Annotated in this window: 18 protein-coding genes; 8 read left to right on the top strand and 10 right to left on the bottom strand. The window is 36.9% G+C overall.

From position 1 onward, the window contains the following. The 3 genes from cobA (at position 1) to C3K47_RS12725 (ending at position 2,885) form a co-directional block, all read left to right on the top strand. Positions 1-792 (top strand): uroporphyrinogen-III C-methyltransferase, encoded by a 792-nt coding sequence (gene cobA, locus C3K47_RS12735; RefSeq protein ID WP_103789522.1) that lies wholly within the window; start codon positions 1-3, stop codon positions 790-792. After that, complete coding sequence (locus C3K47_RS12730; RefSeq protein WP_103789521.1) at positions 783-2,336, top strand: TSUP family transporter; 1,554 nt, start codon at positions 783-785, stop codon at positions 2,334-2,336. The genes cobA and C3K47_RS12730 overlap by 10 nt, the downstream gene beginning before the upstream one ends. 102 nt (positions 2,337-2,438) lie before the next feature. Continuing rightward, a complete protein-coding gene (locus C3K47_RS12725; protein WP_103789520.1) occupies positions 2,439-2,885 on the top strand; it encodes an RrF2 family transcriptional regulator in 447 nt (148 codons plus the stop codon). A gap of 57 nt (positions 2,886-2,942) precedes the next feature. Here C3K47_RS12725 and C3K47_RS12720 read toward each other — a convergent pair whose 3' ends face one another. The 6 genes from C3K47_RS12720 to tgt form a co-directional block, all read right to left on the bottom strand. Continuing rightward, entirely contained in the window at positions 2,943-3,209 is a 267-nt protein-coding gene (locus C3K47_RS12720) for a hypothetical protein (protein ID WP_103789519.1), read from the bottom strand. 62 nt (positions 3,210-3,271) lie between these two features. Further along, the gene (locus C3K47_RS12715; RefSeq protein ID WP_103789518.1) at positions 3,272-6,121 is read right to left on the bottom strand and encodes a TolB family protein; all 2,850 of its coding nucleotides are present in this window, start codon (positions 6,119-6,121) and stop codon (positions 3,272-3,274) included. Positions 6,122-6,664: 543 nt separating this feature from the next. Further along, positions 6,665-7,558 (bottom strand): DMT family transporter, encoded by an 894-nt coding sequence (locus tag C3K47_RS12710; protein ID WP_103789517.1) that lies wholly within the window; start codon positions 7,556-7,558, stop codon positions 6,665-6,667. Then, positions 7,545-8,660, bottom strand: a complete 1,116-nt coding sequence (locus C3K47_RS12705; RefSeq protein WP_165784697.1) for an LptF/LptG family permease — start codon at positions 8,658-8,660, stop codon at positions 7,545-7,547. Before C3K47_RS12705 ends, C3K47_RS12710 begins: the two co-directional genes overlap by 14 nt. A 90-nt stretch (positions 8,661-8,750) precedes the next feature. After that, positions 8,751-10,031 (bottom strand): LexA family transcriptional regulator, encoded by a 1,281-nt coding sequence (locus C3K47_RS12700; protein WP_133159382.1) that lies wholly within the window; start codon positions 10,029-10,031, stop codon positions 8,751-8,753. Between the two features lie 55 nt (positions 10,032-10,086). Then, the gene (gene tgt / locus C3K47_RS12695) at positions 10,087-11,217 is read right to left on the bottom strand and encodes a tRNA guanosine(34) transglycosylase Tgt (RefSeq protein WP_103789514.1); all 1,131 of its coding nucleotides are present in this window, start codon (positions 11,215-11,217) and stop codon (positions 10,087-10,089) included. Positions 11,218-11,340: 123 nt separating this feature from the next. Here tgt and C3K47_RS12690 point away from each other — a divergent pair, with 123 nt between their 5' ends. The 5 genes from C3K47_RS12690 to C3K47_RS12670 all read left to right on the top strand — a co-directional run bounded on the left by C3K47_RS12690 (position 11,341) and on the right by C3K47_RS12670 (position 16,239). Further along, positions 11,341-12,471, top strand: coding sequence for a glycosyltransferase (locus tag C3K47_RS12690; protein ID WP_103789513.1), 1,131 nt, complete (start codon positions 11,341-11,343; stop codon positions 12,469-12,471). Then, positions 12,462-13,067 carry an RNA polymerase sigma factor gene (locus C3K47_RS12685; RefSeq protein WP_103789512.1) on the top strand — a complete coding sequence of 202 codons (606 nt, stop codon included), beginning with the start codon at positions 12,462-12,464 and terminating at the stop codon, positions 13,065-13,067. Before C3K47_RS12690 ends, C3K47_RS12685 begins: the two co-directional genes overlap by 10 nt. Then, positions 13,067-13,690 carry a 16S rRNA (guanine(527)-N(7))-methyltransferase RsmG gene (gene rsmG / locus C3K47_RS12680; protein ID WP_103789511.1) on the top strand — a complete coding sequence of 208 codons (624 nt, stop codon included), beginning with the start codon at positions 13,067-13,069 and terminating at the stop codon, positions 13,688-13,690. Before C3K47_RS12685 ends, rsmG begins: the two co-directional genes overlap by 1 nt. Positions 13,691-13,702: 12 nt before the next feature. Continuing rightward, complete coding sequence (gene dprA / locus C3K47_RS12675) at positions 13,703-14,800, top strand: DNA-processing protein DprA (protein ID WP_103789510.1); 1,098 nt, start codon at positions 13,703-13,705, stop codon at positions 14,798-14,800. An 89-nt stretch (positions 14,801-14,889) separates the two neighbouring features. Continuing rightward, on the top strand, positions 14,890-16,239 hold the full coding sequence (locus C3K47_RS12670; protein ID WP_103789509.1) for an ammonium transporter: 1,350 nt from the start codon (positions 14,890-14,892) through the stop codon (positions 16,237-16,239). A gap of 61 nt (positions 16,240-16,300) precedes the next feature. On the opposite strand, the gene C3K47_RS12665 is transcribed toward C3K47_RS12670, so the two are convergent. The 4 genes from C3K47_RS12665 to sppA form a co-directional block, all read right to left on the bottom strand. Next, a complete protein-coding gene (locus tag C3K47_RS12665; RefSeq protein ID WP_103789508.1) occupies positions 16,301-16,792 on the bottom strand; it encodes a SixA phosphatase family protein in 492 nt (163 codons plus the stop codon). A gap of 43 nt (positions 16,793-16,835) precedes the next feature. Next, entirely contained in the window at positions 16,836-18,515 is a 1,680-nt protein-coding gene (locus tag C3K47_RS12660) for a DNA polymerase/3'-5' exonuclease PolX (protein ID WP_165784696.1), read from the bottom strand. Between the two features lie 129 nt (positions 18,516-18,644). Beyond that, on the bottom strand, positions 18,645-19,055 hold the full coding sequence (locus tag C3K47_RS12655) for an OsmC family protein (protein ID WP_103789507.1): 411 nt from the start codon (positions 19,053-19,055) through the stop codon (positions 18,645-18,647). Positions 19,056-19,087: 32 nt separating this feature from the next. Beyond that, on the bottom strand, positions 19,088-20,860 hold the full coding sequence (gene sppA, locus C3K47_RS12650; protein ID WP_103789506.1) for a signal peptide peptidase SppA: 1,773 nt from the start codon (positions 20,858-20,860) through the stop codon (positions 19,088-19,090). Positions 20,861-20,872 lie beyond the last annotated feature (12 nt).

Below are 20,872 nucleotides of genomic sequence, written 5' to 3'. Positions count from 1 at the left end.
ATGGCCTTAATTAACAAAAATATAACACCTAAACTTACATTAGTTGGAGCAGGTCCTGGAGATCCGGATTTGCTTACAATTAAGGGTTTAAAGGCTCTTGCGGATGCTGATGTTATCTTATTCGACGCTCTGGCGAATGAGGAGCTTTTAAAATATGCCTCGAAAAATGCAGAATTGATTTCGGTGGGTAAGCGTGCCGGCAAGCATTCGATGAAACAAGATGAGATCAATCAATTGATTGTGAATAAAGCTTTTCAACGGGGGCATGTAGTAAGGTTAAAAGGCGGTGATCCTTTTATTTTTGGAAGAGGTTACGAAGAAATTGACTATGCAGAAGCTTTTGGCATCACCACTACAGTTATACCCGGAATTTCATCATTTTATTCAGTTCCTGAGCTTCAAAAGATACCAGTTACTGCTCGGGGCACCAATGAAAGCTTTTGGGTAGTAACCGGAACAACCGCATCAGGTGCACTTTCAAAAGATATAGTTCATGCCGCACAATCATCAGCAACAGTAATTATTTTGATGGGAATGCATAAGCTGGATGAAATTGCAGAGTTGTTTAGCCAAAATGGAAGAAAAGAAACACCCGTTGCCATTATACAAAATGGTTCTTTGCCTGAAGAGAAATCCGGCTACACAACAGTTGAATCAATGGTTGAAATGGCAAAAGCACAGCAGTTGTCAAATCCTGCAATTATAGTAATTGGAGAAGTGGTTCGTTTGGGCCGCAACTCTCACTTGTTTGAACAATTAGCATCACTTAAGACAGAACGAGGATGGAAATAGCAGAAATCGAAAAAACAGAACAGTTGCAGGAATCAACTTCCCATCATCCATATATTGGCCACGAACGTCCCAGAAATAATCTGTTTCCTGTTTTTTTAAAACTGGAGAACTTAAATACCTTAATTCTTGGCGGTGGTAATGTAGCTCTTGAAAAACTTCGGGCAGTGGTAAGTAACAGTCCTGATGCGCAAATTGAGGTAATTTCAAAAGAGTTTAATCAAGAGGTTAAAGAGTTTTTGGAAGAATATGAGATTCCTTTTAAAACCAAAGAATTCGAAGAGAAGGATTTGGACGGCAAAGATTTAGTAATTGTTGCCGTTAATGATAAAGTTAAGAGTGCTGAAATTCATCAGCTAGGCCAACAAAAAAATATATTAGTTAATGCTGCTGATACTCCTGAATATTGCGACTTCTATCTTAGCTCTGTAGTACAAAAAGGTAATTTAAAACTTGCCATTTCAACTAATGGTAAATCACCCACGATGGCCAAAAGGGTGAAAGAAGTGCTAAATGATGCCTTTCCGTATGAGATCGATGATGTATTGAATGACATGGAGGTTATCCGTAAAAAGCTAAACGGTGATTTTGCCGATAAGGTTCGACAACTAAATGATATAACAGCTGTATTAGCAGTAAGAACACAGGCTGAAACTCCTAAAAGAAGAAAGATCATAAACATTTTAACTTATGTTTTTTCAGCTGTTGGTTTGTTGATATTAGGTTTTTTAGCTGGTAAATACGCTACAATTGATAATTTTACAGCTGCTGGCGACTGGTTCGGAAGTCATGTTACTTCAGAAATATTCATTTTCATAATTGGTGGTTTTATTGCGCAAATGATTGATGGAGCCTTGGGTATGGCCTATGGAGTCAGTGCCACAACATTTTTGATGTCGTTTGGTATAACTCCGGCGGCAGCAAGTGCCAGTGTACATGCTTCTGAGATTTTCACTACGGGGGTTTCCGGCATCAGCCATCTTAAATTTGGTAACGTAAACAGTAAGCTCTTTAAAACATTGGTAATACCTGGAGTTCTAGGTGCCATTGCCGGCGCGTATATTCTTTCTTCATTACAAGATTATGCTTATGTAATGAAACCAATAGTGGCTTGTTATACGCTTGTTTTAGGCATTATCATTATCAGAAAGGTGATCAACAAAACCCAAAACAAGAAAAAAATGAAGAAAATTGGCTGGTTAGCAGGCTTTGGAGGCTTCATGGATTCTGTTGGAGGTGGTGGATGGGGGCCAATTGTAACCTCAACATTAATAGCAGGTGGTAGAAACGCCCGTTACACAATTGGTTCTGTAAACTTAACTGAATTCTTCGTTTCGTTCGCTAGTTCAGTAACCTTCATTTTAATGTTGGGTCTTGACCATTTTCAGGTTATTGCCGGATTAATAATAGGAGGATGTATTGCAGCTCCTATTGCAGCTCGTTTATCAAGTAAATTACCGGTTAAAACCATCATGCTAGTGGTTGGAATTGTGGTTATTCTTGTTTCATTACGTATTATTTTAATGATGGTAGGGAAATTAATTTAGTAGTTCTTTATTATTAAACTATAAAATTAATGGATTAAGTATTTTTTTCTTGGTTTACATTTGGTTAATTTGCATTAATTAACCTTATAAAACGGTAAAAACTTGTTATCCAAAAAAACAAAATACGCGATTAAAGCGCTCGTAGCTCTAGCTAGAAATGACTCAAATCAGCCAATGTTGATTGCGGATATAGCTAAAAATGAACAGCTTCCCAAGAAGTTTTTAGAAGCTATTCTCTTAGAGCTTAAACATAATGGCTTTGTAAGCAGCAAAAAAGGAGCTGGGGGTGGTTACTATATGCTTAAATCAGCTGAGGAAATTAGCCTTTCGGCAATTATCCGGATTGTTGACGGGCCGATTGCCATGCTTCCCTGTGTTAGTTTGAACTTTTACGAGCGTTGTGAAGAATGTAAAGATGAGGTAACCTGCGGGATAAGAGATGTGGCAAAAGAGGTGCGCGACGCAACACTAAAAATTCTATTAGAAACCAGCATTGCTGATATAATTAAAAGAGAAAATGATCTGGAAATTCATTCTAAGGTCAATTAATTATTAGATTCAATAAATTAGAAAGGCTTCAATTTTAGATTGAAGCCTTTCATCGTTTTATTCAAGATAGTTTTTGTCTTCTTGACTTAAATCTTTATCGTTTGTTGGCGTACCTGGAATGGTCACATTTGAAGTTCTTTTTTTCCTAAAGGCTGCTAAATATCCTGCTATAAAGCATAAAATAGCTATTGATGCCATTAGAAGGATAAATGAAACCCTTACATCCCACATCAAGATCCTAACGTTTACTTCACTGGTATTTTGCATTAATATTATCGTAAGCAAAACGGTAACCGTAATAATAAATATAGTTTTAAAGCTCATGCTATTATGTTTTGGTGAACAGGTATTGTTTAATTCAAATCTTAATATAAGCAATATCTCATTTAAAGGCTAAAGTTAAATACTAATTCGAAAACTGGAGATTTAACTGTTTTATCAGTTAAAAAGATCATTTTAGTTCCGATGTCGTAATTGGGCAGGTAAAACCTTAACAGATTACAATCAGCTCGTAATTCAAGTCCGTACGACTTTAAATTTCCCTGGCTTGATATATTCTCAAAATCGGTAAAGAAACCTCCTTTAAATCGTTTAATATAGGCAAATCGGCCCAGCTCCCAATCAGGATAAAACAATGGAAATCTATATCTAAGTAACAATGAATTTTCAAGAGGGGCGCTTCGATCGGTATAAGAGGATCCACTAGCTTCTGGAATTTCATTAGCATATTTATATACGCCTGTATTATTCTGATAGTTGAAAGATGTAACGAATGAATGATGTTTTAATAAACCGGGGAAAATAAAACTGCTCTCGAAAGCAAATATAGAACCATCCAGCTGATCGTCAAATGGCAATGAATTATATCGAATACTGATTTGTTGTCCCCACCTAGGATTAATATCCCTGGCTGTTCGTCTTGATGTACGATAGAAATAAATGGTATTATCAATCGGAAAGTTGATATGACTTATAAAATCCTTAGGTTCATTTTCAACGTCATACCTTGATATATAACTAACTTCAGAACTTAATCCAATATTATAATTGTAATTATTCTTGTAGAAACTCAAAGGTACCGCTACCTCAAAGCTCAGGTCGTTTTGACGGAATGAGAGTTCGTGGTAAACAGGTTTATTGTTAACAATTGTCTGATAAACGGCTTCTTTTTTACTGTTTGTATAATTTAAGCTGAAAATCGGATAAAACTTTTTGTAGGCAAGAGAAACGCCATATTCTCCTGCCTTTACCGAGTTATCATAAGCATAATTTATGCTTAATGCCATGGTGTTTAACAGGTTGTTTGATTTAAGGCTGATTCCAGCCATGTAGTTATCGTTGTCTGGAGTTTGAGTATAAGGACTCAAACTGTGGAAGTTAATTAAATGAGCGGCTTCTTTATAGGGTGTAATTTCGTAAGAAGTAGTAGGAAAACTGTCCAAAACTGATTTCCCTTGCTCTCTGCTTACCATTGGTTGGTAAAATTGAATAAAGCTACTTGTATCGATTGTTTGATCAACTGTTTTTAAAGAAGTGATTTTAGTTGCTGTAATATTTTGTCCTCTTTGCTCGAAATCATTAAACAGCAATTGCTCATTAAATGGATCGAAGGAAGCATTATAAGCGCCAAGTGCCGTATTGGTCAACTGCTCAATGTTTTTTGTTTGAATATCTACTGCATAAATATTATCGATGCCATTGTATATCGAATTGTAAATAATTCGGTTACCCAAGAAAGCAGGTCGAAGGGATTGTTTAAAACTCCATGGAAGCAATAATTTTTCTTCACCTGTCTTTAGGTCTGTTAAAGCCAGGTTACGCCCCTTATTAGCCGAAACTACGTAAACCAATTGGTTCCCACTGGCATCAAACGAGGGTGTTTGCATAAAGAAATTCTCCGGGTTGGGCAGCTGCTTTATTTCTAATCCGCTTGCCACATCCAGTAAAATAATATTGAAGCTATTGCTGTTCGATATTTTTACTGCAGCAATGGTTTTACCATCGGGCGAAAGGCAAGGGGAAAAATACTTCGAAGTATTGCTGAACTGTTTAAAGGTTTTTGAACTTAAATTGTAAGTACAAATGACCGAGTAAGTTCGATACTGGAAACGCGGATCGAACCGGATCTCATCCCAAACAATGAGACCATTTTTAATATCAAAATGAGGAGTTAATTGCGGACCGATGGTGAAGAGCTTTGTTTCTTTTCCTTCTTTATTGATCTTGTAAAAAGCCGAAAGATCTCCCAAACCTGATTTTAAACAAATGATTTCATCCTTATTTAAAGCTTTTGGTAGAAAATAATCCGTTGTTACCTTATCATCCCTTTTATTTATCACCTCATATTTAGTAAAATTCAGGCTTTGCTGTTGCTGCTGCCATTTTTGCTTTAATTCCTCAATGGTTTTGTTATAAAATTGACTGGTTGAATAACCTGAAAAATGCCTTAATGAGTTTGAAAACGGCCAGGGAATGTACAGTTTATTTTTGGCGCGGGTAAATAGTTGGTTATAAACCGAATCTCCCAAATCGCGACGCATTTTAGCGGCCATAAAATAACCAAGTCGGTAGTAATCCGGAATGTTATCTTTTAGCGAACCAAAATAGTATTTAGAATAACTGTATTTAGCATCGGCAAGGGTATTCGCTCTTAATTCTTTTTCCCAGTGGGGCACACGTCCTCTTCCTGAATTACTAAGCACGGTTTCATTAATTACCGCATCGCCTTCAATAAACCAAATGGGAAACACACCGCCAAAAACGGCAAACTGAATTTCCTCAATTAAGGGAATATTTATTCCGGTAGTCGTCTTATCCATTTGCACCACATGCCTGAGTTCATGCACTGCCAAACTGTTGATCCAATCGTTTGGCTCAAGGTCTTGCGGAGGGGTGGTGTAAAACTCCGAGTGACGTGGTGCTAAAGTGACGAACCCGTTTGATACCACCGCTTGATTTTGAAGTATGATCGAAATTTTCCGGGGCTTTGTTTGAAGTGACTTTCCCACATAGTTGTACAGATGTTCCAACACGTTAGCCGTTCGTTCCGCTTCCTTTTCAAAGCCGGCAGGGAAGATGACCTGAAAGTTTTCCGCCTTGATCTGTTTCCATTTGAGACTGGATGGGTTTTGTCCGTAGTTGAAAACCTGTGCAAAAATTGAATATGAACTTATTGTTGAAATAACTAGTGTTAAAAAGCTGATAAATAGAATGTTATTCTTTTGTAAATGCCTCATTTTAAGGTTTTTGCTAAAAATATTTGTTTTGACGTCATTTTTATTTAAAGTTTTTATAAAAATAAATTATATAACAAATTGATTATATGGTTATTGTTTGATAAAAGTTTAGTAAAATATTCATCTGTAAAGCTCTAAAATAAGTCAATTTTATTGAATTGAAGGATTTATTAATCAACGGTTGTGAGTTAAAATTTTAACTGTGAAAGAGTAGGTAATTAAAAGAAAAATGTAACTGGCTGAAGAACGTCAAGTAATTAAAAAGCTCGACTCCAAATCGAAAGAAATCATATTTATCAATCTGAATCATTTAGTAGGAAATCAATGAAGGTCATCAAAGTATGCAGGATTAATTGATCCAATTGAAAAGGGAGAGAAGAGTGCAGATGAACCTGAGAAGGGGAAAAAAGAGAGAAACAGTAAGCAGGCTAGCCCCTTAAGTAGTATTGTTAAATTGTGTTTCTGCTTGGTTTGGATTACACTTACCCACTCTGATCAGCATTCAAACAATTTAACAATAGAGCAATAACTCAAAATACAGAATTAATTGGCAACCTGCTTATATGATTGGCTTTTACGTTTAGCCAGGGGGTAAAGCGCTACCGATAAAATAACGATAGCGGCGCCAATATAAAACCCGGTTGTCATTTTCTCACTGTCTTTAAAAATAAGCAAGGCTAAAATAACACCGTATACAGGCTCGAGATTAGTAACCAACGCAACGGTATAGGCTGTTAGCTCCTTCATCACAGCAACTCCAACCACATAGGCCACAGCGGTACAAATAATGCCTAAAATCAGTAAGTAAATAATATCGGAACTGGTTAATGCTAAATTCTGAATATTGCTAAAATGCCCGGAAAGGGCCAGAAACAAGGTTAAAGCGAGCCAGCCTCCACCTAATTCATAAAAACTGATCAATACAGGATCTTTACGTTTAACTATCTTCGAATTAAAAATATTGAATAAACAAGCTAATAATGAGGCGGTTAAGCCGGTAATTATTCCCCAGGTATATTGGCTCTCGAAATGAAAAATACAGGTAATACCAATTACAATTAGAATGCCGGTTAAAATATCAAGTTTAGATATTCGGGTTTTAGTAAATAAGGGCTCTAAAATGCCGGTGAACAGGGTTTGAGACGACAAGCAAACCAGCGCAACGGAAACAGTTGAAATTTTAATGGAATGAAAGAAACACACCCAATGTAAGGTAACCATTAAACCAATTCCAATTAACTGAAGCAGGTCTTGTTTGCTTACCTTAAAACTACTTTTCTTAAACTTTAAAAAGATGAATAGGGCCGTAGCAGCAATTATAACCCTGTACCAAACCAATGAAAGAGCTGATACGGAAATAAGTTTGCCTAAGATGGCCGTAAAACCCCAGATAAGTACTGTTATGTGAAGTTTGAATAAGTTATTATTTCGGTGCAATTTTATAAAGATACAAGGCTAATGAGCCAAAAACGATATGCGGTACCCATGCAGCTATATAAGTAGGCAAGCCTCCCTTGGTAGAGAAGATTACTGCAAACTGCATTAGAATGATATAAGCGAACGAACAACCGATCCCAATTCCCAATGGTAATCCAACTCCACCTCGTACTTTTTTCGAGGAAAGGGTTACGGCAATAACCACCAGAATAAAAATAGAAACAGGAGTGGTGATAATTCTCCAACGATCCATTTCATATCTCGAAACATTTCCCGTGCCTCTCAGTTCTTCGAGTTTGATCTGCTTGTTAAGTTGTGTAAGTGTCATAGAACCGCGGTCATCATCTTGTTTCTCGAAATCGCGGGGACTTAAATTTAACTTCATATGAAGTTCATTGCCGGCTTCCATTCGTTCCTTGAGGCCATTAGTATAACGGATAGTATAGTTCTCAAGTTTCCATTCATGTTTAAGTGTGTCCCAGGCAATGCGGTTGGCAATAAGTTTATAATAAAGCGAATCTCCTTTAAACTTTTCAAGTGAGAATTTATATCCGCTGTTTTCTTTAATGTTATAACTCTGAATGTAAGCGTAGCTTGTATGATCGAGTTTAAAGTGCTTATTCTGGCCCTTGAACTCATATTTAGTGTCGATATACTTATGCTCAAATTCGAGTTTGTTACGTGTGGAGGGTGGAATGATGTAAGCGTTGGCGATAAAGCTTACAATAGCCAAAAATGCACCCGTAATAAAATAAGGGTAGAGGAAGCGCAAGTAACTAACGCCACTGCTTAAAATGGGCACAATCTCAGTGTTATTGGCCATTTTGGCCGTAAAAAAGATGACCGCAATGAAAATAACCAAAGGGCTTAAAACACTAACATAAAATAAAATGAAGTTTAGATAGTAGTTTACAACGATCTCTTGCAGGGTGGCATCAGCCTTTAAAAAGTTGTCGAGCTTTTCAGAAATATCAAAAATGACGATGATAATGATGAAAATGGTTAACCCAAAGAAAAAAGTGGTTAAAAATTTCTTGATGATAAACTCATCCAACTGAGTGATATTCAGTAGTAATTTAAGTTTTTTGATTAAATTTTTCAAAAGCGAACAATTTTTTGGCGAATGGCAAATTTAACAGTAAATACCGAATTGCAAATCACGTTTTGCGGCTTAAAAAAAACCATGGGTATTTTATAGCTTACTTTTGATGAGATCAAGGTCTTTCTGAATTTTTAAAAGCTGGAAATAAAGCTCATTGAAACTGTTTTTTAGCTGATCAACCGATGATGTAATTTTTACGCTAAACTCCCAAACTTCTTTTAAACTACTTGCTTTGATCACTTCATTGGCAATTGATTCATTGTCGGTTAAAAGAATTAGTTCACCGGAAGCTTTAATACAGTTGATAATGCGACGCATGGCTATTCTTTTATCCGTAACCAGAATGTATAGCCGATTATTTTTTATGGATTCAAAATCTTCGGTTTTAACACCAATTGCCAGATCACCCTCAAAAAATAATGGTTCCATTTCTCGACCAGCTATTTCAAAAGCTCTTAAAGTTTCGGCTTCTATTCCTGGTATAGAAATAATCGGCAGAGAATTGATAAATGCCGTTTGAGTGAATCTTTCCAGATAATTTTTTTGATGAATAACATTTACCAAAGCCACCCCTTTTGCTAAAACCTGCTTAGGAATTGGAGGGGGTGGGATGGGAAGCTCTTCCTTCGTTTTAACCTCTATCTTTTCAGGAGCTTTTTCTACAGTGGATAAACTGTTCACTGTTTCACTTAACAAATTGATAGAATTACTAGTTATGGGAGTTTCTTTAAGTGTTAATTCAGGTAGATTTTCAGAGCCTTTATGCGTAGAATATCCTGTATCAATGCTCAGCTGATTGTCGAATATTCGATTCTCAGGGGCTTTGTTTTGAACCGTAAAATTGGGCTTTTTAAGCGGTAGATTAGCATTATTCAGGGTAGAGGAAGTGCTAGTGGTTCCTGAAGTCTCATATTTGAATACTTCATTTAGATCAGCCTTTATAAGGCTCAGGTATTGAATAAATTGAAAAGGGATAAATTTCTTTAGACCTGCTTCTAATTGAGATATATCACGCTGTGAAAGCCCAGACTTATCAGAAGCCTGTTTTTGCGTTAATCCAACCCGTTCACGGGTAATTTTGAATATTGAATAATCAAACTGAATAGAATCGGGGTTTATAGAACGGATTCTGCCCAATCGGTTTAAGATCAAATTTTGAATATTCAAATTATTCGAAAACAGAATATTCAAATTTACACCATTAACATTCAAAAAAAGAATATAAGCCAAAGGAAAGAACTTCTTAAGCCCCGATTCGAGCTGAGAAATGTCCCTTTGGCTTATTCCTGAGGCATTAGCGGCCTCTTTTTGTGTTAATCCCAGTTGTTCCCTAACAACCTTTAGATGGCTAAAATCAAATTCTGTATTCATATATTGAATATTCAAATATTGAAACTTATTCGATTCAATAAATGAATATTCAAATTTATAATCTTTTTGCCATATCAACAACCATTTTATTCTTCCATTGAATAAAATCTCCTTGAATAATATGCATACGAGCTTCCTTAACTAACCATAAATAAAAATTCAAATTATGCAGCGAGGCAATTTGAGCCGCTAAAATCTCTTTTGACTGCATTAAATGCCTTAAATAAGCTTTAGTATAAACCTGGTCGGCATACAGATCACTGGTTTCATCAATGGGCGAAAAATCGTTTTTCCACTTTTCATTCTTAATATTGATAATTCCATTTTTGGTAAACAACATGCCATTACGGGCATTACGTGTTGGCATTACGCAATCAAACATGTCGATCCCTAAGGCTATACATTCTAAAATATTCATAGGGGTTCCAACGCCCATTAAGTACCGAGGCTTACTTTTAGGTAGGATATTGGTAACCACCTCTGTCATTGCATACATTTCCTCTGCAGGCTCTCCAACTGATAGTCCACCAATGGCGTTGCCTTCCCTTTCAAAAGAAGCAATGGTTTCTGCTGAACGTATACGCAAATCCTTATAGGTGCTTCCCTGAACAATTGGAAATAAAGTTTGATTATATCCATACAAACCTTCAGTGCTGTCAAAGCGATCGCAGCAACGCTTTAACCAGCGGTGTGTCATCTCCATTGATTTACGTGCATAAGTATAATCGCATGGGTATGGTGTACACTCATCAAAGGCCATAATAATATCTGCACCAATGATACGCTGTATATCCATTACATTCTCGGGAGTAAACAGATGCTTAGATCCATCAATGTGTGATTGAAAAGTAGCGCCATCTTCTTTGATCTTTCTAATGTCAGACAATGAGTAAACCTGATAACCACCACTGTCGGTTAAAATGGGTCGCTCCCAGCCATTGAATTTATGTAAACCACCTGCTTTTTGAATGGTGTCTAATCCTGGTCGAAGGTATAAATGGTAGGTATTTCCTAAAATAATTTGCGCCTGAATATCATCTCTCAATTCGCGCTGATGTACTGCTTTAACCGTTCCTGCGGTTCCTACAGGCATAAAAATAGGGGTTTCTATTGTTCCGTGATCGGTTTGCATTAAACCCGCTCGTGCACTTGAACCGTTGTCGGTTGCTACTAATTCAAACTTCATTTATGCTTTTTTATGAACCTGCAAATATATAAAGTTATGTTCAGCAGCTAGTTATTATTATTTTATCAACAATGCTTAATTAGATGATTAAAAATGTTTTCTTTGCCCTTAATTTTTTAACCCATGCCAATAGATTATACGCCCTTATCGATCATATTATTGTCGGTGTTAGCCGTTAGCTTTATTGTTAATTGTACTTATTTATTCCTGTTATACAATAAGTTTGCATTTAATGAGCAGCAGCAAAGCGAAGCGAGCGGTTCTACTGAGCCGGTTAGTATTGTCATTTGTGCACGCAACGAATCTGAAAATTTACAAAAGAATTTAGCTGCGATCTTAGAACAAGACTATCATACGTTTGAGGTTATTGTGGTGAATGATTGTTCTTACGACAATTCAAAAGAAATATTGGAAGGGTTTCAGGCTAAATACCAAAACCTTAAAATTGTTCATCTGGAAGAGGATGATAAGTATAAACATGGTAAAAAGTTTGCCCTAACCCTGGGGATAAAAGCTTCTAAATACGATCTGTTGTTATTAACCGATGCGGATTGTTTGCCAAATAGTAACCAGTGGATTTCAAAAATGATGGAAAACTACAGCGGGCAAACGGAGATCGTATTGGGCTATTCACCCTATGTTCGTCAATCAGGGTTTTTAAATAAGTTTATCCGTTTCGAAACTTTCATGACGGCTTTAAACTACTTTTCGTTTGCTATTGCAGGCAAACCATATATGGGCGTAGGCCGCAACCTTTCTTATCGAAAAGATCTATTTTTTAGAAATAAAGGCTTTGCCGCACATATGCACTTACCATCAGGCGACGATGACCTGTTTGTTAATGCACATGCAAATGCCACCAATACACGTATTGAAATTTCTGAAGAGGCTACAATGTTAAGTGAACCTAAGCGCACCTTTGCTGACTTTTGGCGTCAAAAACGCCGTCATATGAGTGTAGGTAAACTTTACAAGCCTTATCATAAAATAATGCTTTCCATCAGAACCATAACAACTTTAATTTTTTATGGGGTAGTAATCGCAAGTTTAATAATACAAGTAAACCAACACGTAATTCTGGGTGTGTTGTTGGTATATTTAATTTGCTTAACGGTTACTTACAAAAAAGCCATGAAGAAATTACAGGTTTATGATTTATGGTTCTTTTCTTTTTTGTATGATTTTGTTTATAATTTGTACCTGGCATTAATAAGCCTGGTAAAACCTTCAGCAAGTAAAGTAAGATGGAAGTAAATCCGAATTTCTCCAGTAATGCAGTTAACGATCTAAATTTAGTAAAACAGGCAATGGTAGGCGATCAGAAGGCATATGGATCTTTAATGTCGCGTTACCGTGATTCGATTTATTTTATGCTCCTCAAAATGGTAAACAATAAGGAAGATGCCAACGATCTGACTATTGAAACCTTTGCCAAAGCATTTCGTAATCTCGATAAATACCAGCCTACTTTCGCATTCAGTACCTGGTTGTTTAAGATCGCTACCAACAATTGTATCGATTTCTTAAAAAAGAAGCGAATAGCCACTTTATCTATTGATGAACCGATGGATGAAGATGAAGATTCCGGTAAAAGCTTTGATGTAGCCGGTTACACCCCAACTCCCGAAGAAAGTATTATTCGTAAGCAAAAGGCAGCTTTATTGAAAACAGTTGTTGAAGGACTACCGGTTCGATACAAGCGCTTGGTTATTCTCCGTTATTTCGAAGAGTATTCTTATGAAGAAATTGCCCGTGAATTAGACCTTCCTTTGGGAACCGTTAAAGCGCAGTTGCTTCGAGCACGCGATCTATTGTATAATACACTTAGAAATACGAAAAACAATATCTAGTGGAAACCATCCTTAACTATTTTCCAGCACTCTCGGAAACTCAAAAAAAACAGTTCGATCAGCTTTCTAAGTTGTATGCCGAATGGAATGAAAAGATCAATGTGGTTTCTCGTAAAGATATCGAAGAACTTTATGAACGTCATGTGCTTCATTCGTTGGCTATAGCAAAGGTGATGTCTTTTGAACAGGGTACCAAAGTGTTGGATATTGGAACCGGAGGTGGCTTTCCAGGTATTCCACTTGCCATATTATTTCCTGAAGTTTCATTTCATTTAGTTGATTCGATTGGAAAGAAGATAAAGGTGGTTACTGAAGTAGCCAAAGCGTTGGGATTGAAAAATGTTATAGCCGAACATGCCCGCGCCGAAACAATAACCGAAAAGTATGATTTTGTTGTTTCAAGAGCTGTAACCCGCTTGGTTAATTTTTGTCCATGGGTAAAAGGTAAATTTTTAAATGAATCAAAAAATAAGCTGGCCAACGGTATTTTGTATTTAAAAGGCGGCGATTTGGAAGAAGAAATTGCTGAAATCGAAAGACAGGTAGTGCAATATCGGATAAGCGATTTTTTTAAAGAAGAATTTTTTGAAACCAAATATGTTTTGCATATTCCATATGCTTAAACATATTCTACCTTGTCGTTATTACATCAAATTGCCCTAACTCTCATTCCTGGTGTTGGAAGTGTTAACGGTCGTACTCTATTAAGTTATTGTGGATCGGAAGAGGAGGTTTTTAAAACAAAAAACACTGCATTAGTTAAAATTCCAGGCATCGGTCTTAAAGTTGCATCTGCCATTCATGATCCATCCTTTTTTAAAAGGGCAGAAGAAGAGCTTGAATTCATTAATAAGTTTAAGATAGATTCTCTTTTTTTTACTTCCCCTAATTATCCCAAGCGATTAAAAAACTGTTCCGATGCACCCTTACTGTTGTATTCAAAAGGTAATTGCGACTTTAATAGGCAAAAAGTTATAAATATTGTTGGAACCCGGAAGGCCACCGAATACGGAAAAGAAATTACCAGGCAATTTATTGAAGGGATACAACATCACCAGCCTATTATAGTTAGCGGATTGGCTTATGGTATTGATATAATCGCTCATAAAGAGGCACTGAAGCAAAATTTGTCCACTGTGGGTGTTTTAGCTCATGGTTTGGATAAAATTTATCCTGCAATTCACCGGCCCATCGCACAAAAAATGCTCGAGCAAGGCGCGTTAATTACTGAATTTGTTTCCCGTTCAAAACCAGATCGTGAAAATTTTCCCAAACGTAACCGTATTGTAGCTGGAATGTGTGATGCCACCATTGTTATAGAAGCAGGTGAATCGGGAGGAGCATTAATTACTGCTGATATTGCCAATAGCTATAATAGAGACGTGTTTGCTTTTCCGGGGAGAGTTTTTGATGAATTTTCTGTCGGATGCAATCAATTGATCAAAAGTAGCGGCGCACAATTAATAACAGGAGCCAAAGATTTTGAGTTTTTTATGGGTTGGGCGCAAAATAAAATCAAGAAGATAAGTCAGAAAGAGTTGTTTTATGAATTAAATACTGACGAAAAGGTAATTTTCGACATCATTAAATCTGAAAACTTAATTTCTATTGATGATTTGCTTCTTAAATCTCAATATTCTTCAGGTAATATTTCTAAAATACTTCTTAATCTGGAGGTTAATGCAATAATAAAGCAGTATCCAGGGAAAATTTATTCTATTTTTGACTGTTAACTCAAAAAAAATTAAATTTTTATTTTGTTTTTTCTTAAAAATTAAAATTTTGTCTTATTTTTACGATGTAAACAAAAAGAAATAGGGTTATGTCGAAAAAATGGTCATTCTTTTTAACAATTCTTCTACTAATTTCAGTAGCCGGCCTGTTTGCTCCAATTTCTGGTGAGAATCCAAACAAATCTTCTATTGTTCCTGCCGATGTAGCCTGGATTTTAACAGCTTCTGCTTTTGTTTTCTTTATGACTCCTGGTTTAGCCTTCTTTTATGGTGGAATGGTTAATAAAAAGAACATAATCTCAACAATGTTATCAAGTTTTATTGCATTGGGAGTGATAACTGTTCTTTGGGTGGTTGTAGGTTTCAGTTTGGCCTTTGGTGATGACATTGGAGGATTTATTGGAAATCCGAAGACCTTTTTTATGTTTAGTAATGTTTTTAGCGGTGACCCATGGAAACTCGCTCCAACCATACCTTTGTTATTGTTTGCAGTTTTTCAATTAAAATTTGCAGTTATTACTCCGGCTATTGTAGTTGGAGCCGTTGCAGAGCGCATAAAATTTGCCGGTTACCTGGTAGTAATGATTTTATTCTGCCTGTTTGTTTATGCGCCACTGGCGCACTGGACCTGGCATCCGGATGGTTTTCTCTTTAAAATGGGCGTTTTAGATTTTGCTGGTGGAACAGTTGTGCATATTTCGGCGGGTTGTGCGGCTTTAGCAGGTGCACTTGTGTTAAAACCCCGTCAGGACCTGTTAAAAGGTAACAGTATTTTCCCTGCCAATATACCTTATGTAATACTTGGAACCGGAATGTTGTGGTTCGGATGGTTTGGATTCAACGCCGGTTCCGCTTTATCGGCATCATCACTGGCTGTGTATGCTTTTGCCACCACCGCTGTTGCTTCTGCCGCAGCAGCGCTTAGTTGGATTTTCTTCGATGCTGCCCGAGGTAGAAAACCTTCTGCCTTGGGAGCCTGCATCGGTGCAGTTGTAGGATTGGTGGCCATTACACCTGGAGCAGGCTTTGTTGCCATCGGCCCCAGTATATTCATCGGTGCAGTTACCAGCATTATTTCAAATTTAGCGGTTCACTGGAAATCAAAAACTTCTATTGACGATACACTCGATGTATTCCCTTGCCATGGCTTGGGAGGTATTGTAGGTATGCTGTTGACAGGTGTTTTTGCTAGTAAAACAATTAACCCTAATGGCGCCGATGGCTTGTTCTACGGTGGTATTGATCTGTTTAACAAACATTTGATTGCCCTTTTAATTGTAGTGCTGTATAGCTTCTCAGTTTCGTGGGTAATATTTAAAATAGCGAATGCCTTAATTGGGCTACGCGTAAATGCTGAGAATGAGAATATTGGACTTGATCTTAGCCAACACGATGAAACGTATTCGAGTCGTCGTAATGTATTTGTTCCTCAACCCTAAGGTTTATTGATAAATTGGTCGAAGCCCTAATACCAACGCCCGTTGGATTAGGGCTTATTTTTTAGTTATTCTTCGGATAATCAATATAGGTTGAAACGCCGGTTCCGTGGCTGATCATTTCCCAGCTTTCTAAATCAAAATCTATCTTAACAATGCCGCAAGTAGGCAGGTTTATCAGGTTATTATCGGTTAAATAATTAAAAAAATCAGTAAACCCCGGATTATGGCCAAACATTATAATCGTATTGAGCTCATCTTCAAGGTTGTTCACAAGTTTCAGTAATGAAGAAACACTTGCTTCATAAATAGTTTCACATAAACGAATATTATCGACAGGATATACCAGTTTTTCGGCAAATAATTTTGCCGTGGTATGTGCTCTCAGGGCAGGGCTAGAAATGATCAGGTCTGGTTTTGTAATTTTTCGGGCAAGGATTACTCCCATTGCCGGCGCATCTTTTAATCCTCGTTCATTCAGAGGCCGATCAAAATCAGGCATATTATAAACCGACTTATCCGATTTTGCATGTCTTATCAGGTATAGTGTCTTCATCGCTAAAGTTAAATGTTACTTATTCATGCATTAATCTGTTTGATTAGGATTTAATTAACGATTTTTTTGAGACAAATTTTTCAGCGATTTCTACTGCTGATAACGCATTAAAACACATGTTTTTAGTTAATCCACCTTTTCTAGCCACATTAACTCCATATTTCATATCGTGATAGCCTTCTTTTCGGTGGGCATCAGGGTTGATAGAGATCATTACATTTTTGCTAAGTGCATAATCTATCCAGCGCCAGTCTAAATCAAGTCTAAGCGGATTCGCATTCAATTCAATAACTACGTTATTGGCGGAACAGGCATCAATAATTAATTGATGATCAATAGGATATCCTTCACGTGCAAGTAATAATCGACCGGTAGGGTGGCCTAAAACAGTGGTAAATGGATTTTCAATAGCTTGAATTAAACGTTCGTTCGCTTTTTCTTTTGTCATTTTTAATAGTGAGTGAACTGAAGCTACAACCAAATCAAAACTTGCCAAAATTTCGTCCGCATAATCCAAAGATCCGTCGTACAGAATATCCGATTCAATACCTTTAAAAATCCTGAATGGTGCAAGTTCCTGGTTTAATTTATCAATTTCCTGGTGCTGGAGAAGAAGACGGTCTTCTGTTAATCCATTTGCATAAAAAGCTGATTTAGAGTGATCACAGATACCTAAATATTCATAGCCCAATTCCTTACAATAAACAGCCATTTCTTTTAGGGTATGTATACCATCGCTGTAAGTACTATGATTATGAATCGTACCCTTAAGGTCTTCTAACCTAATTAAGTTTTGCTGATCTATTGATTGTAATTTTTCCAGGTTCCAGTCTTCCCGAAGTTCCGGCAGGATATACGGCCAGTTTACCGATTTGTATATTTCTTCTGCAGTTGTTAAAGATTTAAGAGATTCCAGTGGTTTAACATTGGCAATTTCATTTAGATGAGTTTCGCTGCTGGTAGAAACGAACATATTCCAGGCATAATCTGCCTCATTGCAAAACTTAAGTTCGATGGAAAAGTTATGGTAAGTACCAAGCCAGGTATTTTCTGAAGTTAGACTGCCAGCAAAATTTTCATCATTTTGAAGAATCGAAACAACTTCAGCCTCATTACTCGTTTCAAGTACAAAAATCAAATTGTCAATGATATCGCATTTTCTGGCAAATTGACCCGCAGTACTAACTTTATTAACTGAAGGAATTGTATTGAGCCCCATTAATATCGCATCATTTAAAACTTCGGCTTGAGAATAAAGCAGTTTACCGACATTCGACATGGTAAACTCTATGACCTTTTTAATCTCTTCCTGGGTTTTTAATCCGAAACCTTTTGCTTCAACTAAACGATTCTCATTGCAAGCGTAATAAAGCTCACCAATGCTTTCAATATTTAGCTGTTTCCAAATGATCTGAACTTTTTTGGGTCCCAATCCTTTAATGGATAGCATTTCTACAATACCGGCAGGGGTGAGGGCTAAAAGCTGCGTTAACTCCTCAATGGTGCCGGTCCGGTTCAATTCATCAACTTTTAGAGCGATACTTTTGCCAAGACCATCCACCTTTTCAAGTTGTTCGAGGCTTAGATCGCTTATTTTTACTGGAGATTTATCCACTTTAAAAGCTGCATTTGCAACAGATTTTATCTTAAAAGGATTTTCTTCCTGTAATTCCATTAATTGCGAAAGTAGTCGCAATGTGCGAGCGATCATTTTGTTCTCCATGTCACAAAAATAGATTAATTCCTAAAACAAAAGTATGAATGGCGACTAGTTAGATTTCATTTTCCTCGGAAATTAAATAAAAAAGGCCGTTAATTACGGCCATTTAATGTTTTTTAAAAATATTTGAAGCTAAACCAATTGAGCATCAAGCGTAATTTTTGTATTTAATAATTTTGAAATAGGGCAGTTCTTCTCTGCATCTTCAGCACAGGCCGCAAACTTATCGGCATCAATTCCCGGAACCTTAGCCCTTAAGGTTAAATGACTTTCGACAATCGCACCATTCTCAAAGCTTATTGCGCAATCGGTATGAATTTCATCAGCGGTAAAGCCGGCTTCATTTAGCGAAAAACTAAGTTTCATACTAAAACAACCTGCATGTGCGGCAGCCACCAGTTCTTCGGGATTGGTTCCAATTCCTTCGGCAAATCTGCTGTTAAATGAATACTGCGTATTATTTAAAACTGTACTTTGTGATGAAAGAGTTCCTTGGCCTTCTTTGCCTGAACCTTTCCAGATAGCGGTTGCTGTGCGTTTCATGAGCGATTTGTTTATTATAAATTAAGATTTAATTAATTAACAGAAATTTCAAATGGGAGACGGGCCTGAACACCGTTCAATTGAGATATTTTCCTGATCTGTTTATAGATCTTATATTCTTCACCCAGCTCTTTTTTCATAATTGAGGTTTGAATATCGTCGGAAACATTGCCAAAGAAACTTTCTAAAATGGATTTCTGTGAAGGATAGCTTACTGTACGATATGATTTAATGTTGGCAAGTTTTGCTGCATCGGCAATAGCGTCGGAAATACCGCCCAGCTTATCAACCAATCCGATTTCCAAAGCTTCAATACCACTCCAAACTCTTCCTTGGCCAATACTGTCGACACCAAGGGCTGTTTTTTTGCGTCCTTCAGCTACTTTTTTAGTAAAAGTTCCATAAGTATTGTTCACTTGTTGTTGTAAAATTGCCCGTTCCGATTCTGTTAACGGACGGCTGATGGTTCCCATATCAGCATATTCACCGGTTTTAACGCCATCAAACGTAACGCCCAACTTATTATTGAAAAACTTTTGAGCATTTGGAATAATGCCAAATACGCCAATGGAACCTGTAATGGTATTAGGATCGGCATAAATTTTTGTAGCGGCACACGAAATATAGTAGCCACCCGACGCTGCGTAGTCGCCCATCGACACTACTACCGGTTTAACTTTACGGGCAAGTTCCACCTCTCTCCAAATAACATCTGATGCAAGGGCGCTGCCTCCGGGCGAATTAACCCTAAATACAATCGCTTTAACCTTTTTATCTTCTCTAACATCCCTTATTGCTTTCGATATACGTTCTGAGCCAATCGTATTATCATCGCCTTCACCGCTGATGATTTCACCGGTTGCATAAACTACCGCGATACGATCGGTTGGCAAGTCATCCTTGATCTCTGTTTCAGCGCTTTTGTATTTTTTTAAGGTTATTACCTTTAAGTCATCTTCAGGTTTAACATTGGTCCGTGATTTTAGATCAGCCATCACTTCGTCCTTATACTTTAAACCATCAGCCAGCTTAAATTTAACAGCATCTTCTGCACGCTGAATTAATAACTTGTTAGCGATCACTCTCAATGAATCCGCATTTATACCCCTTTCGTTGCTGATTTTAAGTAGAAAATGGTTATACATCGAGCCTAAAAACGAAGCAGTTTGCAAGCGATTAGCATCACTCATTTTATCTAAAACAAATGGTTCAACGGCACTTTTGTAGGTTCCTACTTTAATTACCTGAGGCTCAATTTCTAACTTATCTAAAGCACCTTTTAAAAACATAATTTGGGTTCCGAAACCTTTAAATTCAATATCACCTGCAGGGTTCAGGTAAATTTTATCAGCAACGGAAGCTACGTAATAACCCTTTTGCGTGTAAAACTCACTGTAGGCAACAATGAACTTCTTTGATAGTTTAAAATCCAATAATGCATTTCTGATCTCTTCAGTTGTAGCAAATCCTCCACCTACAGATGAGGTATTAATATAAATTCCGAGAATCTTAGGATCTTCTTTAGCCTTTTTAATACCACTTAAAATATCATTAAGACCTACAGTATTTTTACTCTGGAAATCATTATAGTTATAATCCGAAAATGGATCAATAGGTGAACGTTCCGGAATATCATAGTCAAAGTCAAGCATAAGAATTGAATCATCGCTTACCTGAACATTTTTTTCCTTACTTGCCGAATTAACAATCCCAACTATTATAGATACAAATAATATGGAAGCAATAACCAAGGTAAGGAACGTACCCAGCATTGAGGCAAAAACAAACTTAAAGAATTGAGCCATAGCGTACTATTG

The sequence above is a fragment of the Solitalea longa genome, assembly GCF_002920915.1.
Classification (GTDB): Bacteria; Bacteroidota; Bacteroidia; order Sphingobacteriales; family Sphingobacteriaceae; genus Solitalea; species Solitalea longa.
Note: the sequence above shows the minus strand (reverse complement) of the source record. Positions and strands in the feature narration are given on the sequence as shown.

Bases quoted from the DNA above. Each gene is read 5' to 3' on its own strand.
- cobA (WP_103789522.1), top strand. From the start codon at position 1: ATGGCCTTAATTAACAAAAATATAACACCTAAACTTACATTAGTTGGA.
- C3K47_RS12730 (WP_103789521.1), top strand. From the start codon at position 783: ATGGAAATAGCAGAAATCGAAAAAACAGAACAGTTGCAGGAATCAACT.
- C3K47_RS12720 (WP_103789519.1), bottom strand. From the start codon at position 3,209: ATGAGCTTTAAAACTATATTTATTATTACGGTTACCGTTTTGCTTACG.
- C3K47_RS12715 (WP_103789518.1), bottom strand. From the start codon at position 6,121: ATGAGGCATTTACAAAAGAATAACATTCTATTTATCAGCTTTTTAACA.
- C3K47_RS12700 (WP_133159382.1), bottom strand. From the start codon at position 10,031: ATGAATACAGAATTTGATTTTAGCCATCTAAAGGTTGTTAGGGAACAA.
- tgt (WP_103789514.1), bottom strand. From the start codon at position 11,217: ATGAAGTTTGAATTAGTAGCAACCGACAACGGTTCAAGTGCACGAGCG.
- C3K47_RS12690 (WP_103789513.1), top strand. From the start codon at position 11,341: ATGCCAATAGATTATACGCCCTTATCGATCATATTATTGTCGGTGTTA.
- C3K47_RS12685 (WP_103789512.1), top strand. From the start codon at position 12,462: ATGGAAGTAAATCCGAATTTCTCCAGTAATGCAGTTAACGATCTAAAT.
- C3K47_RS12670 (WP_103789509.1), top strand. From the start codon at position 14,890: ATGTCGAAAAAATGGTCATTCTTTTTAACAATTCTTCTACTAATTTCA.
- C3K47_RS12665 (WP_103789508.1), bottom strand. From the start codon at position 16,792: ATGAAGACACTATACCTGATAAGACATGCAAAATCGGATAAGTCGGTT.
- C3K47_RS12660 (WP_165784696.1), bottom strand. From the start codon at position 18,515: ATGGAGAACAAAATGATCGCTCGCACATTGCGACTACTTTCGCAATTA.
- C3K47_RS12655 (WP_103789507.1), bottom strand. From the start codon at position 19,055: ATGAAACGCACAGCAACCGCTATCTGGAAAGGTTCAGGCAAAGAAGGC.
- sppA (WP_103789506.1), bottom strand. From the start codon at position 20,860: ATGGCTCAATTCTTTAAGTTTGTTTTTGCCTCAATGCTGGGTACGTTC.